The 15,163-nt window shown below is 75.2% G+C and carries 16 protein-coding genes; 6 read left to right on the forward strand and 10 right to left on the reverse strand.

Annotation, left to right across the window (positions count from 1 at the left end; all coding sequences use genetic code 11):
- Positions 1 to 86: 86 nt before the first annotated feature.
- Positions 87 to 308, reverse strand: coding sequence for an SCO4848 family membrane protein (locus ACWF41_RS17915; protein ID WP_380315927.1), 222 nt, complete (start codon positions 306 to 308; stop codon positions 87 to 89).
- A 144-nt stretch (positions 309 to 452) separates the two neighbouring features.
- Between ACWF41_RS17915 and ACWF41_RS17920 the strand changes: the two genes are divergently transcribed.
- Positions 453 to 1,166 (forward strand): hypothetical protein, encoded by a 714-nt coding sequence (locus ACWF41_RS17920; RefSeq protein WP_380315924.1) that lies wholly within the window; start codon positions 453 to 455, stop codon positions 1,164 to 1,166.
- A gap of 37 nt (positions 1,167 to 1,203) precedes the next feature.
- On the opposite strand, the gene ACWF41_RS17925 is transcribed toward ACWF41_RS17920, so the two are convergent.
- The 6 genes from ACWF41_RS17925 to ACWF41_RS17950 are packed head-to-tail and all read right to left on the reverse strand — an operon-like array spanning position 1,204 to position 5,958.
- Entirely contained in the window at positions 1,204 to 1,485 is a 282-nt protein-coding gene (locus ACWF41_RS17925; RefSeq protein ID WP_380315921.1) for a glutaredoxin family protein, read from the reverse strand.
- A gap of 38 nt (positions 1,486 to 1,523) precedes the next feature.
- Positions 1,524 to 2,300, reverse strand: coding sequence for an SDR family NAD(P)-dependent oxidoreductase (locus tag ACWF41_RS17930; protein ID WP_380315918.1), 777 nt, complete (start codon positions 2,298 to 2,300; stop codon positions 1,524 to 1,526).
- Between the two features lie 47 nt (positions 2,301 to 2,347).
- Entirely contained in the window at positions 2,348 to 3,034 is a 687-nt protein-coding gene (locus tag ACWF41_RS17935) for a response regulator (RefSeq protein WP_380315915.1), read from the reverse strand.
- Positions 3,035 to 3,048: 14 nt separating this feature from the next.
- Positions 3,049 to 4,248 carry a sensor histidine kinase gene (locus tag ACWF41_RS17940; protein WP_380315911.1) on the reverse strand — a complete coding sequence of 400 codons (1,200 nt, stop codon included), beginning with the start codon at positions 4,246 to 4,248 and terminating at the stop codon, positions 3,049 to 3,051.
- 10 nt (positions 4,249 to 4,258) lie between these two features.
- Positions 4,259 to 5,032, reverse strand: a complete 774-nt coding sequence (locus ACWF41_RS17945; protein ID WP_380315908.1) for a hypothetical protein — start codon at positions 5,030 to 5,032, stop codon at positions 4,259 to 4,261.
- Positions 5,032 to 5,958 carry an ABC transporter ATP-binding protein gene (locus ACWF41_RS17950; RefSeq protein WP_380315905.1) on the reverse strand — a complete coding sequence of 309 codons (927 nt, stop codon included), beginning with the start codon at positions 5,956 to 5,958 and terminating at the stop codon, positions 5,032 to 5,034. Before ACWF41_RS17950 ends, ACWF41_RS17945 begins: the two co-directional genes overlap by 1 nt.
- Positions 5,959 to 6,073: 115 nt before the next feature.
- Here ACWF41_RS17950 and ACWF41_RS17955 point away from each other — a divergent pair, with 115 nt between their 5' ends.
- From ACWF41_RS17955 to ACWF41_RS17970, 4 genes are all read left to right on the forward strand, one after another.
- A complete protein-coding gene (locus ACWF41_RS17955; protein WP_380315902.1) occupies positions 6,074 to 6,493 on the forward strand; it encodes a VOC family protein in 420 nt (139 codons plus the stop codon).
- A gap of 34 nt (positions 6,494 to 6,527) precedes the next feature.
- Entirely contained in the window at positions 6,528 to 7,112 is a 585-nt protein-coding gene (locus ACWF41_RS17960; protein WP_380315899.1) for a DUF402 domain-containing protein, read from the forward strand.
- An 84-nt stretch (positions 7,113 to 7,196) separates the two neighbouring features.
- Positions 7,197 to 8,570 carry a DUF1254 domain-containing protein gene (locus tag ACWF41_RS17965; protein ID WP_380315896.1) on the forward strand — a complete coding sequence of 458 codons (1,374 nt, stop codon included), beginning with the start codon at positions 7,197 to 7,199 and terminating at the stop codon, positions 8,568 to 8,570.
- A 60-nt stretch (positions 8,571 to 8,630) separates the two neighbouring features.
- Positions 8,631 to 11,231, forward strand: a complete 2,601-nt coding sequence (locus tag ACWF41_RS17970) for an ATP-dependent DNA ligase (protein WP_380315893.1) — start codon at positions 8,631 to 8,633, stop codon at positions 11,229 to 11,231.
- Positions 11,232 to 11,247: 16 nt separating this feature from the next.
- Here ACWF41_RS17970 and ACWF41_RS17975 read toward each other — a convergent pair whose 3' ends face one another.
- The 3 genes from ACWF41_RS17975 to ACWF41_RS17985 form a co-directional block, all read right to left on the reverse strand.
- Positions 11,248 to 11,877 (reverse strand): response regulator, encoded by a 630-nt coding sequence (locus ACWF41_RS17975; protein WP_380315890.1) that lies wholly within the window; start codon positions 11,875 to 11,877, stop codon positions 11,248 to 11,250.
- Entirely contained in the window at positions 11,874 to 13,058 is a 1,185-nt protein-coding gene (locus ACWF41_RS17980; RefSeq protein ID WP_380315887.1) for a sensor histidine kinase, read from the reverse strand. Before ACWF41_RS17980 ends, ACWF41_RS17975 begins: the two co-directional genes overlap by 4 nt.
- A 117-nt stretch (positions 13,059 to 13,175) precedes the next feature.
- Positions 13,176 to 13,820, reverse strand: a complete 645-nt coding sequence (locus tag ACWF41_RS17985; protein WP_380315884.1) for a GntR family transcriptional regulator — start codon at positions 13,818 to 13,820, stop codon at positions 13,176 to 13,178.
- A gap of 83 nt (positions 13,821 to 13,903) precedes the next feature.
- Here ACWF41_RS17985 and ACWF41_RS17990 point away from each other — a divergent pair.
- The coding region (locus tag ACWF41_RS17990; protein WP_452182978.1) for an amidohydrolase family protein at positions 13,904 to 15,163 on the forward strand (1,260 nt) is incomplete at its 3' end.

The raw sequence follows: 15,163 nt of genomic DNA on the forward strand, positions 1-15,163 counted from the left end.
AGGGCGCGCCGTCGCAGGCCCGCGGGTGCCGGGGGGCGCGCCTCCGTCGACACGCTCGAGCGCCGCGACGACGACGCCGACCGACGTCAGCCGACCAGGCCGAGCACCCCCACGACGCCGACCAGCACGGCGAGCAGCATCGAGACGCCCACCAGCACGGCGTGCACGGTGAAGAAGCGGGTGGGGCGGCCGGCGTCGTCGCGGGCCCGCGGGTCCTTGGTCACCCGCCGCCAGAACGAGGGCCACACCAGGAGGTTCCACACGGCGGCGACGAGCAGGACGAGCGACCAGACGACGGGGAGATCCACCCGACGAGTATCCGGCATCGCGGCGGGTGAAACTGCCGCGTCCCGGACCCCGGCAGGGGAGTTCCCCGATTCAGCGTCCGCCGCCGAGGGATGTGCTGATCGCCATGTGCCGATGTCCCAGGCACCACACCTCGGGAGGACGTCATGGACGGCGAGAACAGCAGGGTGGAGCAGCTCGAGAGGCACGTCGGCGAGCTCAGGCGCGACCTGGACCGCACGCAGCAGCGCGGACGACGCCAGCACTGGCTCGTGCTGGGCGCCGTCGTCGCCCTGGCGACCACGGCGAACGTCGCACCGGCCCTCGCCGACGGCTCCGACGGCGGGACCGGCGGCGGGACCGGCGGCGGGACCGGCGGCCAGGCCTCGACGAGGATCGCGCCCTCCGTGGCGGCCGGCTCCATCACGACGTCGAAGATCCGCAACGGCGCCGTGACCACGCCCAAGCTGCACGACGGCGCGGTGATCAGCCGCAAGGTCGCGAACGGCTCGCTCACCGGGGCGGACGTCAAGAACGGGTCCCTCACCGGGACCGACGTCAGGAACGGCAGCATCGGGGCGAGCGACCTCGCCGGCTCGGTGATCCGACCGAAGGCCGTCGGGCGCGTCAGCGAGCAAGGTGCCGAGCTCCTGGTGCGACCGTCGACGATCGAGGTGGAGCACCCGGCGACCGGGTTCTACTGCCTCGACATCCCCGGCGTGGACGCAGCCACCTCGCTCATCACGGTCAACACGCGCGCCGGCGAGTACAACAACCTCTGGCGCCCTGGCGGCGCCTACTGCGCGCCGGACGAGTTCGAGGTCATCACCTACGTCAGCGCGAGCTACATCAACGCGGAGTTCACCTTCGTCGTCTACTGACGAACACCAGCCCCGGCGGGACGGGCCTCCGGACCGGTCAGAGCCCGACGGCGTCGAGCTTCGCGCTGAGCTCGGCGTCGGTGGGCTCGACGAAGAACTCGCCGTCGGGGAACACCACGACGGGGATGTTCTTGCGGCCGCTGATCGCCTCGGCGTCGTCGGCCCGCGTGGGGTCCGCGACGAGGTCGACGTTCACGTACTCCACGCCGCGGGTGTCGAGCACGCGCTTGGCGCGGCGGCAGTCGCCGCACCACTGCGCCCCGTACATCGTGAGGGTCGCGGGGCGGCGCAGGTCGTCGGTCGTGGTGGTGTCCGTCATGGCGCACACGATACCCCCACGGGGTTAGTGCTCGGGTGTCAGTGCACCGAGAATCCGCCGTCGACGTGGATCGACTGCCCCGTCACGTACGCGGACGCGCCGCTCGCGAGGAAGACGGCCGCACCGGCGAAGTCCTCGGCCAGGCCGTTGCGCCCCACCATCGTGCGTGCCGCGAGCGCCTCGACCCGCGCCGGGTCGGACTGCAGCCGCGCGTTCAGGGGCGTGAGGACGAATCCGGGCACGAGCGTGTTCGCGGTGACGCCGCGGCTCGACCACGCCTCGGCCTGCGAGCGCGCCAGTGACTCCAGCCCGCCCTTCGACACCCCGTAGACGCCCGACTGCACGAACGCGCGGTGCGCCTGCTGCGACGAGACATGGATCAGTCGGCCGAAGCCGCGCTCCGCCATGGCGGGCCCGAAGCGCTGCCCCAGCAGGTGGGGCGCCTCGAGGTTGACGGCCATGGTCGCGTCCCAGGTGGCGTCGTCCGTCTCGCCCAGCGGCGGGCGCAGGTTGATGCCCGCGGAGCTGACCACGACGTCCGGCTCGCCGAAGACGGCGGCCGCCTCCTCGGCCGCGGCGCGCACGCCGGCGCGGGTGCCCAGGTCGGCGCTCACGCGGTCGGCGGTGCAGCCGTCGGCGCGCAGCTCGGCGACCGTGTCGTCCAGCTCCGGCTCCCTGCGGGCCACGACCACGACCTGCGCACCCGCCCGCGCCAGCGCCCCCGCGATCGCCCGGCCGATGCCGGAGCTGCCGCCGGTCACCAGGGCGACCCGGCCGTCGAGGGAGAACAGGGAGGCGAGGTAGGAGTCCGGCACGCGGGCCACTCTGCCATCCCTGGTCGCGGGTCGGCGCACGCCGTGCCTCAGCCCTCCGCCGCGGCCGACGTCCACAGGAGCCACGCGAGCTCGACCCGGTTGCGCACGCCCGCACGGTCGATCGCCGCGCTCACGTAGGCCTTGACCGTGGACTCCGCCAGGTGCAGCCGTAGCGCGATCTCCGCGTTGGTGGCGCCCTCCGCGAGCGCCGTGACGACGTCACGTTCGCGCGGGGTCAGGGCGGCGAGCCGTCGTGCGGCGTCCTCGCCGGCCTGGCGCCTCGCCCGGCCACGCCGGAGCTCGGCGGCAGCCATGTGCGCGACGCCGGGCGAGAGGTAGGTCTCCCCGTCGGACCGTCCGTGGACGGCACGCAGCAGGTCGTGGGGGTCGCCCGACTTGAGGAGGAACCCGTCCACGCCCAGCTCGATGGCGTCACGGACGTACTCGGACTCCCCGAAGCTGGTCAGGATCAGCACCCGCGGGCCGTCCCGTCGGGCCCGGAGCCGGCGGAGGGTGGCGATGCCGTCCAGGACCGGCATGCGCACGTCCAGGACGACGACCTCCGCGGCCCAGCGGTCGAGCAGCGCCAGCGCCCCTCGGCCGTCGCCCGCCTCGCCGACGACGGAGACGCTCGCGTCGCTGGCCAGGATCTCGCGCAGGGTCTGCCGGACCCGGGGGTCGTCGTCGACGATCGCGACCCGGACGGCGCGGGCCCCGGCAGCAGCGGCGGTCACAGGAGTCAGAGGGGTCACAGGAGCGGCATCTCGCTCAGGTCGGTCACGCGCACGACGGCCCCACCGGCCGTGCACACCTCGAGCGTGGCCATCGCGAGGGGCACGTTGCCGTCGGTGTACTGCCGGCAGTCCCACCCGGGCCCGGGTCCCGGCGCGCGGGCGAGCCTGACCGGGGCCTCCCGTACGGGAAGGCGGTCCGCCGCCTCGGCGGCGGGCATGCCGACCCGGAGGGCGGCCGCGTCCACCGGTTCGACGGTGGCGTCGTGCGACGCCCACGCCCAGTAGCCGACCCCGCCCAGCAGCACCAGGACCGCGGGAAGCACGAGCGGACCGACCAGCGCCGCGAAGGGCCGGCGTGCGCCGGCACCGGCGCGGACGGCCTCGGGAGCGGCTGCGGGCTCCGGCTCGAGCGTGGCGCGCATCGGCAACCGCGCCTCGACGCGGTGCCCGTCCCCGTGCGTGGACACCTGCCAGGCTCCGCCGATCGCCTCGACCCGGCGGCGCAGGGACTCGAGGCCACGACCCTCTCGCTCGTCGCGGGCGGGCGAGGGACCGCCGGAGCCGTGCGTCCGGACCTCGAGGGTCACCGTGTCGCCCGCGCCCCGGACCGCGACGGTCACCGCATCGCCGGGTGCGTGCCTCGCGGCGTTCGTCAGGGCTTCGCGCACCACCCGGTGCGCGGTGACGCGCGTCGACACCGAGGCCCGGGCGAGCGCGTCCGGGTCGCCGTCGAGGTGCACGTCCGCGCCCGCGCGGCGGAACCGCTCGACCACCGCGGCGACGTCGGCCTCGGCCGGGTCGGCCCAGGGCGTGCGGTGCAGCGTGGCCACCGTCTCGTGCAGCATCACGACCGCGCGCTCGGCGTCGCTGCGCACCTGGCCGGCGAGCAGCGACTCGTCCCCGGTGGTGCGGAGCTGCAGCAGGGCGGCGCGCATCCCGATCACGCTCAGCTCGTGGCCGACGAGGTCGTGCACCTCGTCGGCGAGCTGCCGCCGTTCGGCGACGCGCCGCGCCGTCTCCTGCTCGCGCCGGTAGCGGTCGCGGAGGTCGCGGTAGCGGACCACGACGTACAGGCCCGTCCCGCCCACCAGCAGGGCGAGCTCGCCGAACGCGAGCAGGATCCAGCTCCGGGACTGCCAGGCCAAGGCGCCCACGACCACCTGGGCCGCGACCAGGAGCACCGGCCACCAGCGTGCTGCACCCGAGCGAGCCATGGGGACGAGGTTAGGCGTCACGCCGCTCGACGCTCACCACGGCCGCGCCGACGCTCGCGACGACCCAGGCGAGAAGCACCAGCAGGGCCGCCCACCGGGCGTACGGGTCACCGGTGCCGGAGACGAGCGCACCGCCCGCCACCCCCGGGAACACCTTGCCCGTCGCCACGGGGGCCGCCAGGGTGAGGACCAGCAGCACGAAGGCCGCGCTCAGCGCGGCCACCCCGCTCCGCGTGAGGAACCCGAGGGCCACGGCCACCATCGCCGCGCACGCGAACACGCCCGCCGTCACGACAGCCGCCTCCGCCGCCGGGACCGTGGCCCGTGGCGCGTCGCCCAGGGCGAGCCCCGTCGCCGCGAGGCACAGCGGGCCGGTCAGCAGGCCGGTGAGCCCGCCGAGGAGCCCCGCGACGGCGGCCTTGGTGAGCACCACCACCCACCGGCGTGGGTGGGACAGGAACGTGGTGGCGATCTGACCGCTGGCGTACTCGGGCGTCACGAGCTGGAGGGCCGCCAGCACGACGACCATCTGCGCGAACGCGGCGGACGACGCCAGGACCTCCGCGACGGGCACCAGGGTGCCGGCGGGGATCTCCCCGGTCTGCATCGCGCGGACCTGGTCGTTCGCCAGGGTGAACGACGTCGCCACGGCGAGCAGCACCGCCCCCGCGAGGCAGGCGGCCGGCGCGCGCACCGACCACGCCTTCCCCCATTCCGAGCGGACCAGGGCGACCACGCCCGACGACGTGGCGCCCACCTCGACGGTGGCGTTCCCCCCGGACATCAGCAGGCCTCCACGCTGGCGACCTGCTGACCCCGGTCGCCGACCAGCGTCAGGTACCCCGCCTCGAGGTCCGACGTCTCCCGCGCCAGGTGCAGCACCGTGAGCTCGGCGCCGCGGGCCGCGAGCCCCACCTCCCGTTCGGTCGCGCCGGTGACCCTCCACGCCTCGTCGTCGCCCTGGTCGTCGACGGGCCGGATCGTGGCGTCGGGCAGCAGCGCCCGCAGCCGGTCGCCGGCGCCGTGCTCCGCCGTCCGCAGGACCACCTCGTCGCGAGCCCGGCCCGCGAGCTCGGCCACCGTCGTGTCGGCGAGCAGCCGCCCGCCGCCGAGCACGACGACCCGGTCCGCCACCAGCTGGACCTCGCTCATCAGGTGGCTGGAGATCAGCACGGTGCGTCCCTGGTCGGCGAGCAGCCGCAACAGCTCCCGGATCCACCGGACGCCGTCGGTGTCCAACCCGTTGACGGGCTCGTCCAGGACGAGGGCCGCCGGATCGCCCAGCAGCGCCCCGGCGAGACCCAGGCGCTGCCCCATGCCCAGGGAGAAGCCGCCCGCAGCGCGGTGCGCGACGTCGGCGAGCCCGGTCAGCTCCAGCACCTCGTCGACCCGCGCCCGTGGGATGCCGTGGGTCTGCGCCACGCTCGTCAGGTGGGCCCGTGCCGACCGCCGACGGTGCACCGGGCGGCCGCCCAGGTGGGTGCCGAGCACCCGCAGCGGCCACCTGAGGTCCCGGTAGCGGTGACCGGCCACGGTCGCGGACCCTCCAGAGGGACGGTCGAGGCCTACCAGCAGCCGCATGAGCGTCGACTTGCCCGCCCCGTTGGGCCCGAGCAGCCCCGTCACCGTCCCCTCCTCCGCGCCGAACGAGACGTGGTCCAGGGCCGTCACCGGCCCATAGCGTTTGCTGATCTCTGCGAACTGAAGCATGGGCACCACGATGACGAGCCCGCCCGGGCGCCCGGTACCGCCGAAAGTACGGAGCTCCGGTCGGCCCCGGTCGTGGGGCCGCTCGTGCGCCCCTGGTGTCGTCTACGGTCGGACCGTGGACGACACCAGGGCCGGCGACGAGGTCGGCGAGATCACCGGGGTCCAGGTCAACCTCTTCTGCTCCGACGTCGAGCGGTGCGCGCTCTTCTTCGAGGCGCTCGGGATGCGGCGGGCCTTCCGGTACCCGCCCACGGGCACGCCGTCGAAGGTCGAGGTCGAGGGCGCGGGGGTCCGTGTCGGCTTCGACGCCCTCGACGTCGCGAACGAGATCGCCGACCTGGGCGTCGTGGCCCCGCAGTCGCGGTCCGAGGAGGTCGCCGTGTGGGTGACGGACGTCGACGCGCTGCACTCCCGTGCCGTCGCCGCCGGCGGGCGCTCGCTGCGGGCGCCGATGGACGGCCCGGACGGCCGGCTCCGGTATGCGTGGGTGCTCGATCCCGAGGGTCACCAGGTCAGGCTGCTGCAGGAGCGGTAGACGCCGACGCCCCCGGCGCCGATAGCCTCGGGCGATGGCAGACGACGAGGTCCGTGTGGTGTGGCGCAAGTTCGACGGGGGCCTGCACTGGCGCCACCCGATGACACGACTGGGCGAGGACGAGTTCGGCGTGTGGCTGGGGGCCACGGCCGGCACGGTCTACCGCCGGGGCGAGCCGGGTCAGGAGACCGCGGTCCTGGCGGTCGAGGACGACCGGGTGCTGCTCGTCCCCCGCGACGCCTGGTGGACCGCCGAGTTCCAGGCGGACCCCGCGCACCTGGACGCGTACTGCGACGTCGCGACGCCGGCGACGTGGACGCACCACGCCGCGTCGCCGGACGAGGTGACCATGGTCGACCTGGACCTCGACGTGTGCCGCGTCCGCGGCGACATGTCCGTCTTCGTCGACGACGAGGACGAGTTCGCGGAGCACCAGGTGCGGTACGGCTACCCGGCCGACGTGATCGAGAAGGCGGAGGCGGCCGCCGCGTGGCTGGCCGTGGCCCTGCGCGACGGCGTCGAGCCGTTCGGCAGCCACTACCGCACGTGGCTCGACCGGCTCGACCAGGTCGACCGGCCCACCACGGCCGCCGAGACCGGGGACCTGCGGCCCGCGTGACGTCCAGGGCTCACCAGGCGCCAGGGCGAGGCCGCCGCTACTGTCGCTGACGTCGACATCGCGACACTCCGAGAGGCGGCAGTCATGGCAGACGGGCAGACGTTGGCGCAGGCCAGCGGCAGGACGTACCCCCACCCGCAGTGGGTGGAGACCACCTCCCGGCTGGCCTACGTGTGGGCGTACCCGATGGTCAACATGGCCGCTCGGCGTGACCGCCTCAGCGCCGCCCCCGAACCCGGCCGGCTGGGGGGCGTGCTGCCCGCGTCGCCGACGGGTCAGGTCGCCATGCTGAACGACTACATCGACCCGGGGCAGACGTTCATCGCGTGCCCGAACCAGGACGTCGTGTACGGGCTCGGGTACTTCTCCCTCGACGAGCAGCCCGTCGTCGTGCAGGTACCGGACTTCGGCGGGCGCTTCTTCGTGTACGCGTTCTACGACGCCCGCACGGACCAGTTCGGCCAGGTCGGCTCGATGTACGGCAGCGCGCCGGGCCACTACCTCCTGGTCGGGCCCTCCTGGGACGGGTCGGTGCCGGACGGGATCGTCGAGGTGATCCGCTGCCCCACCACCCTCGCGAACGCCATCCCGCGGATCTTCATGGACGACACCGCCGAGGACCGTGCCGCGCTCCAGCCCCTGGTCGACCAGGTGACGGTCTACCCGCTGTCCGAGTTCACGGGCGGGTGGCGCACCAAGGACTGGTCCGACGTCCCGACCTTCCCCGCCGGCGCGGGCAACGGCGGCGAGGAGACCAAGTGGGTCCGGCCGGAGACGTTCTTCGACGAGCTGCCGAAGGTGCTGAGCACCATCCCGCCCCTGCCGGGCGAGGAGGCCCTGTACGGACAGTTCACCGCCCTGCTGGAGGCGCGCGGCCGGTACGAGGACGTGCGCGCGGCCTCCGACGCCGCGGTCCGGGACGCGGACGACACCCTCATCAAGGGGTTCATGCGCTGGGAGTACAACGGAACCCCCGAGGCGCACGGCTGGAACCGTTCGCAGCACAACTCGCAGTGGGGCCTCGACTACTACAACCGCGCCGCGACCGCCCGGTCGAACATGTTCGAGAACCGCCCCCCGGAGACCCAGTACTTCTACACGGACACCGACTCCGACGGCGGCGACCTGCACGGCGCCCAGCCCTACGTGGTCACGTTCGCCGCCGGGCAGCTGCCGCCCGTGGACGGATTCTGGTCGCTCACGCTGTACAACGCCGCGCACTTTTTCTTCCCCAACGACCTGCGCCGATATTCCCTCGGCACCAAGAACAAGAGCCTGGTGCACGGCGACGACGGCTCGCTCACCCTGTACGTGGGCGCCGCCAGCCCCGGCGGGGACCACGAGGCGAACTGGCTGCCGGCGCCCGACGGGCCGTTCTCGCTCTACCTCCGCGCCTACGGCGGTCAGGAGCCGGTGCGCGACGGCTCGTGGACCCCGCCGGCGATCCGTCGAGCCTGAGGTTCGCCGCAGCACCACGCCCGAGGCGCGCACACCGGGACCTCGCGCGACGATGGCGCCATGGCACGCGTGTCGTCGAGCAAGCCCCAGACGGTCACCGTCGAGGGTCGCCGCCTGCAACTGACGAACCTGGAGAAGGTGTACTACCCCGCCACGGGGACGACGAAGGGCGAGGTGCTGGCGTACCTGGCGCAGGTGGCACCGGCGCTGCTGCGGCACGCGGCGTACCGGCCGGCGACGCGCAAGCGGTGGCCGGACGGCGTCGCGGGGCAGATGTTCTTCCAGAAGAACCTGGACGCGTCGACGCCGTCGTGGGTGCCGCGCCACGCCATCCGGCACCGCACGTCGACCAACGACTACGTGCTGGTCAACGACCTGGCCACGCTCACCTGGCTGGGGCAGACGGCGACGCTGGAGATCCATGTGCCGCAGTGGCGGTTCGGGCGCACGGGAGCGCCGATGCCCCCGGACCGGCTGGTGCTCGACCTCGACCCGGGGCCCGGCGCGGGCCTGGCCGAGTGCGCGGAGGTGGCGCGCCTGGCGCGCGACATCCTGCGCGGCATGGACCTCGACCCGCTGCCGGTGACCAGCGGCTCCAAGGGCATCCACCTGTACGCCGCCCTGACCGGCCAGGACGACTCGCTGACCACGGACGCGGTGTCCGCCGTCGCGCACGAGCTGGCGCGCCACCTGGAGTCGGAGCACCCCGACCTCGTGGTCAGCGACATGAAGAAGTCGCTGCGCGCGGGCAAGGTGCTCGTGGACTGGTCGCAGAACAACGGGGCCAAGACGACGATCGCGCCGTACTCGCTGCGCGGCCGCGACGAGCCCACGGTCGCCGCTCCGCGCACCTGGGACGAGCTCGACGACCCGGGCCTGCGCCAGCTGTCGTTCACGGAGGTGCTGGAGCGGCTGGAGCGCGACGGCGACCTCCTGGAACCACTGGCCGCCGGGCACCTCGCCCAGCTCGAGCCCACGGCGGAGCGCATGGCGACGTTCGAGCGCACCCCGGCCGAGAGGCTCGAGACCTACCGCGCCAAGCGCGACCCGGACAGGACCCCGGAGCCGTTCGGGCCCGAGGCGCCGGGCGAGCGCGAGGGCGCCCCGACGTTCGTCATCCAGGAGCACCACGCGCGCCGCCTGCACTGGGACTTCCGCCTCGAGCACGAGGGCGTGCTGGTGAGCTGGGCGCTGCCCAAGGGTGAGCCCACCGACCCGGCGCAGAACCACCTCGCGGTCCAGACGGAGGACCACCCCCTGGAGTACGGGTCGTTCGAGGGCACCATCCCCGCGGGCGAGTACGGCGGCGGCGAGGTGACGATCTGGGACGCCGGCACATACGACCTGGAGAAGTGGCGCGAGGGCGAGGTGATCGCCACCCTGCACAGCGACCGTCGCGGCTCGCGGCGCCTCGCCCTCATCCGCACCGGGGGGCGCGGCGGCGACGACCAGAACTCCTGGCTGATCCACCGCACCAAGGCCCAGCCGGGCGACGAGGAGGGCGGCGAGGATAACGAGGAGACCGCCCCCGCGCCGCGGGCCGGGCGGAGCGAGCGGGCCGAGAGGGGCGCGCCGGCGGAGCACGACGCGCCGGCCGAGGCGCCGCGCCCGATGCTCGCGACGACGGCGCCGCCGGGCGAGCTGGCCCGGCTCGACCCGGACGACTGGGCGTTCGAGGTGAAGTGGGACGGCTTCCGCGCGGTCGTGGAGGTGCTCCCCGGCCCGGACGACGAAGGACGCTCGGTGCGGCTGACGTCGCGCTCGGGACAGGACCTCACGGTGACGTTCCCCGAGCTGCGGGCGGTCGCCGACATGGTCTCCGACGACGACCTGCCCCTGGTGCTGGACGGCGAGATCGTCGCCCTCGACGCGGACGGGCGCCCGTCGTTCCGCCGCCTGCAGCAGCGCGCCAACCTCACCCGGCCGCGCGACGTCGAGAAGGCGCGCCGCGCGGTCGGCGTCGACCTGGTCCTGTTCGACGTCCTCGTCGTCGGCGGGCGCGCGATGACCGACCGGCCGTACGCCGAGCGGCGCGCGGAGCTGGCGCGCGTCGTGACGCCGCGCCGCCCGGTGCACATGCCGGACGCCCTCGACGGCACGCTCGACGAGGCGCTGGAGACCAGCCGCCTCATGCGGCTCGAGGGCGTGGTCGCCAAGCGGCGCCGGTCGCCGTACACGCCGGGCCGCCGCTCGCGCGACTGGCTCAAGATCAAGCACGCCCGCACCCAGGAGGTGGTCGTGGTCGGCTGGCGCCCCCTGCACGCGGGCACCGGCCGCGAGGACGCGCGCGTGGCAGGGTCGCTGCTGCTGGCGGTGCCGGGCGACGACGGCGTGCTCCGCTACGTGGGCAAGGTCGGCACCGGCTTCAAGGAGGCCGACCGGAGGGAGGTCGTGCGGCGCCTGCGGGCCGTGGACGACGCGCCGCTCGACGGCGTGCCCCGCGCCGAGGCGGTGCACGCGCGCTGGGCGGCACCCGAGCGGGTGGCCGAGGTGACCTACGGCGACTGGACGAGCGACCCGGCGGACCTGGGCGCGGCGGGCGACAGGGCTGGCGACGGGGCCGGCGACGGGACCGACCACGAAGGCCCGCGGCTGCGGCACTCCGTGTGGCGCGGGTGGCGCGACGACAAGCGGCCCGCGGACGTGCGCGTCGAGGGCTGAGCCCGGCGGCGACGCCTCAGCGCACCGTCTGCCCGCGCAGCGCGTGCGCGACGGCGGCCGCCCGCGACTCGACGCCGAGCTTGGCGTACACGTGGGCGAGGTGCGTCTTGACGGTCGCCTCGGAGATGAACAGCCGCCGCCCGAGCTCCCGGTTGCTCAGCCCCTGGGCCAGGAGCGTGAGCAGCTCCGCCTCGCGCGGCGTGAGCGCGCTGCCGGGGTTCTGGGCCTGCTGCAGCAGGCGGGACGCGACGGGCGGGGACAGCACGCTGCGCCCGACGACGGCGCCGCGCACGGCCGCGAAGATCTCGGCGGGCGGGGCGTCCTTGAGCACGTAGCCGATGGCGCCGGCGTCGACGACGCGCACCACGTCCGCGTCGGTGTCGTAGGCGCTGAACACGAGCACGGGCACGTCCGGGTGGGCGGCGCGGATGCGACGGGTGGCGGCCACGCCGTCCTCGGCCGCGCCGAGCTCGAGGTCCATGACGACGACCGCGGGGCTCAGCCGGCCGACGGCGTCGAGCGCCTCATCGGCGGTGCCGGCCTCCCCGACCACGCTGATGTCGGGCTGCGAGTCGAGCAGGGCGCGCAGCCCGGCGCGGACCACGTGGTGGTCGTCGACGAGCAGCACGGTGATCGGGTCGCTCATGCGTCCTCCTGGCTCGTCGGACCGGTCCGGGGGCCCGCCGACGTCGTGCGCGGCGCGGGAAGCTGCACCCCGACGACGGTGCCGTCGCCGGGCGCGCTCTCCACGGTGATCGTGCCACCGAGCTGCTCCACCCGCTGGCGCATGGCCCGCAGGCCGAACCCGCCCTGCCGTCCCGATCCCGCGGCGGCCGCGCGCGAGGCCACGGCGTCGACGTCGAAGCCGCACCCGTCGTCGAACACGTCCAGCGCGACGGCGTCGGGCAGGTAGGTGAGGGTCAGCCCGAGCCGTGCCGGGCCCGCGTGCCGGTGCACGTTCGCCACGGCGCTCTGGGCGATGCGCGCGAGCGCGTGCGCCACCTCCGGCCCGACGGGCACGGGCTCACCCACCACGGTGAGCTCGGCGTCGGGCACGTGGCGCCGCGCGGCCGTGCGGATGGCGGCCTCGACGTCCGCGGGCGCGACCCCGCCGGTCGCCGGGGACGGGTCGACGAGGTCGTGCACGAGGTCGCGCGTCTGGCCGAGGGAGGCCCGCACGGCGACGGCGGCCTGCCGCGCGTCGTCGCGGGCGGCGTCGGGGTCGACGTCCCAGCGCTGGTCGGCGGCCTCCAGCCTCAGCACCGCGGAGGACAGCGACTGCGCCACCGTGTCGTGGATCTCGCGCGCCACGCGCTCCCGCTCCGCGAGCACCGCGACCTCCCGCTGCAGCCGCACGCGCTCGCCCGCCTGCCGCACGATGGCGTCGTAGGCGAGGCTCAGCAGCACCGCCACGACGAGCGGCGCGACGGCCGCGGCCCAGTCGCTGCGGCCCGACAGGTCGAAGAGCGCGACGCCGGTGACGACCGCGACACCCCCGACCAGCACGTGCGCGGCGGGCACCCGCACCAGGCTGCGGCACACGAAGAACAGCGGGATCGCCGACCAGGCAAAGCTCGGCGCGACGAGCACCAGCGCGGCCCAGGCCACCAGCAGCACGCCCAGCACGGCGTCGACGACGAGGCGCCACGCGGCCGGCCGCCGCGCGAGCACTACCAGCGCCGCGTACGCGGCGGCCACCGCCAGGAGGAGCGCGACCACCAGCCACCAGCGGCCGTCCAGGCCGTGGTTGGTGAGGTAGCGCGCCGCCGACGTCGCGACGAGCGCGGCGAAGGCGAGGTGCACCCCGCGGGTGAGTGATCCGGGCACGGTCAGCCACGCTAGCCCGGCGGCGGCGGTCCGCACCTCATCCGTTCGGACGACCCCGCGCGCCCCGGAGGCCCGATGCGCCACGGACACGACCGCCGCGAGGGTGGCCGCATGACCTCAGGCGCGACGCTCCGTGGCCGCGCTGCGGCTGGTGCCCAGGTGCTCGGCCGCCAGCCGGGCCGCGGCCTCCTCGTCTCCGGCGCGGACGGCGTCCAGGAGGGCGCGGTGCTCGTCGGCCATGGCCGCGAGGTCGGTGTGCTGACCGAGCAGCCAGCGCACGCGGCTGGCCGTCACCACGTGCAGCTCGGCGAGGACCGGGTTGCCCGCGGCGTCCACGACCCGCTCGTGGAAGTCGGCCGCCGCCCGCCGCGCGGCGGGCGCGTCGCCGGCCCGTGCGGCCGCGTCCTCGCGCTCCCACGCCTCGGCGAGCGCGGCGAGCTGCGCCTCGGTGCGGCGCCGCGCGGCGAGCCGGAACTGCAGCGGCTCGGTCGCCTCCCGCACCTCCTGCAGCTGGGCGACGTCGACGTCCGTGAACTCTCGCACGACGGCCCACGTCCGCGGCCGCGGGGTCACGAGCCCCTCGGACACGAGGGTGCGGAGCGCGTCGCGCACCGGGATGCGGCTCACGCCCAGTTCGGCGGCCAGGTCGCGCTCGACGAGCCGGCTGCCCGGCTCCCGCGTGCCGTCGACGATCTGCTCGCGGACGGCCCGCGCCACCCGGACGGACTCGGGCTCGAAGACCGCGGCGTGCTCGGAGGACATGCGCTCATCCTGCCAGCCCGCCCCGGAGGCAAATGGCATACCATTCCGTGGCGACCCTGCCGCCCCGCCGAGGAGGAACCCCGATGACCAGCTCCCCCACCACCGTCTCCGTGCTGCGCGACGTGCGGCCCTGGGGCGGCGAGCGCTCCGACCTGCACGTGGCGGACGGCGTGATCACCGCCGTCGCGCCGCACGACGCGGCGGCGCCCGCCGCAGGCGCCGCCGGCTCCGACGGGGTGGTCGACGGGGGCGGGCTGCTCGCGCTGCCCGGCCTGGTCAACGCGCACGCACACGTCGACAAGTCGTGGTGGGGCAAGCCGTGGGTGAGCTACGGCGGCGAGGGCGGCACGCAGGGCCGCATCGCGCACGAGCGGGCGCACCGCGACGAGCTCGGCATCCCCGGCGTGGACGTCACGCTGGCCGTGCTGCGCGAGTCCGTGCGCACGGGCACGACGGCGGTGCGCACGCACGTCGACGTCGACCTCGGCGTCGGGCTGCGCGGCATCGAGGTGGTGCGGGAGGCCGTCGCCGCGCTGGGCGGCGCGGTGCACGCGGAGATCGTGGCCTTCCCGCAGGACGGCGTGCTGCGCCGCCCGGGCGTCCTGGAGCTGCTGGACGAGGCGGCCGCCGCGGGCGCCGAGCACATCGGCGGCCTGGACCCCGCGTCGATCGACCGCGACCCGGTGGGCCAGCTCGACGGCCTGTTCGCGATCGCCGAGAAGCGCGGCGTCGGCATCGACGTCCACCTGCACGACGGCGGCGACCTCGGCGCGTTCCAGATCGAGCTGATGATCGACCGCACCCTGCGGGCGGGCCTGCAGGGCAGGGTCAACGTGGCGCACGGCTTCGCCGTCGGCCAGCTCGCCGGGTCGCGCCAGGCGGACCTGATCGCCGCGATGGGCGAGGCGGGCATCACCATGACCACGGTCGCGCCGATCGGCGCCGCGCCCCTGCCGCTGCTGGCGCTGCGCGCCGCGGGCGTGCCGGTGGGTCTCGGCACCGACGGCATCCGCGACCTGTGGTCCCCGTACGGCACCGGCGACCTGCTGGCCCTCACCACGCAGCTCGCCCGCCTGTCGGGGCTGCGCTACGACGAGGACCTCGTCACCGCCGCGCGCGTCGCCTCGGCCGACGCGGCGCGGTTCGTGGGCCGCGAGGTGCACGACCTCGTCGTGGGCGCGCCCGCCGACGTCGTGCTCGTCGACGCCGAGAACGTGCCGGACGCCGTCGTCCGCGCGCCGCGGCGCGCCCTCGTCCGCGGGGGGGGACGGGGGGTGGTCCGCGGCAGAGAAGCTGTGGTTTTGCGTCCCGCGACCGTTTACCTCCGGAGGGCATCGTCCCGC

The organism is Isoptericola sp. NPDC055063 (assembly GCF_053608125.1).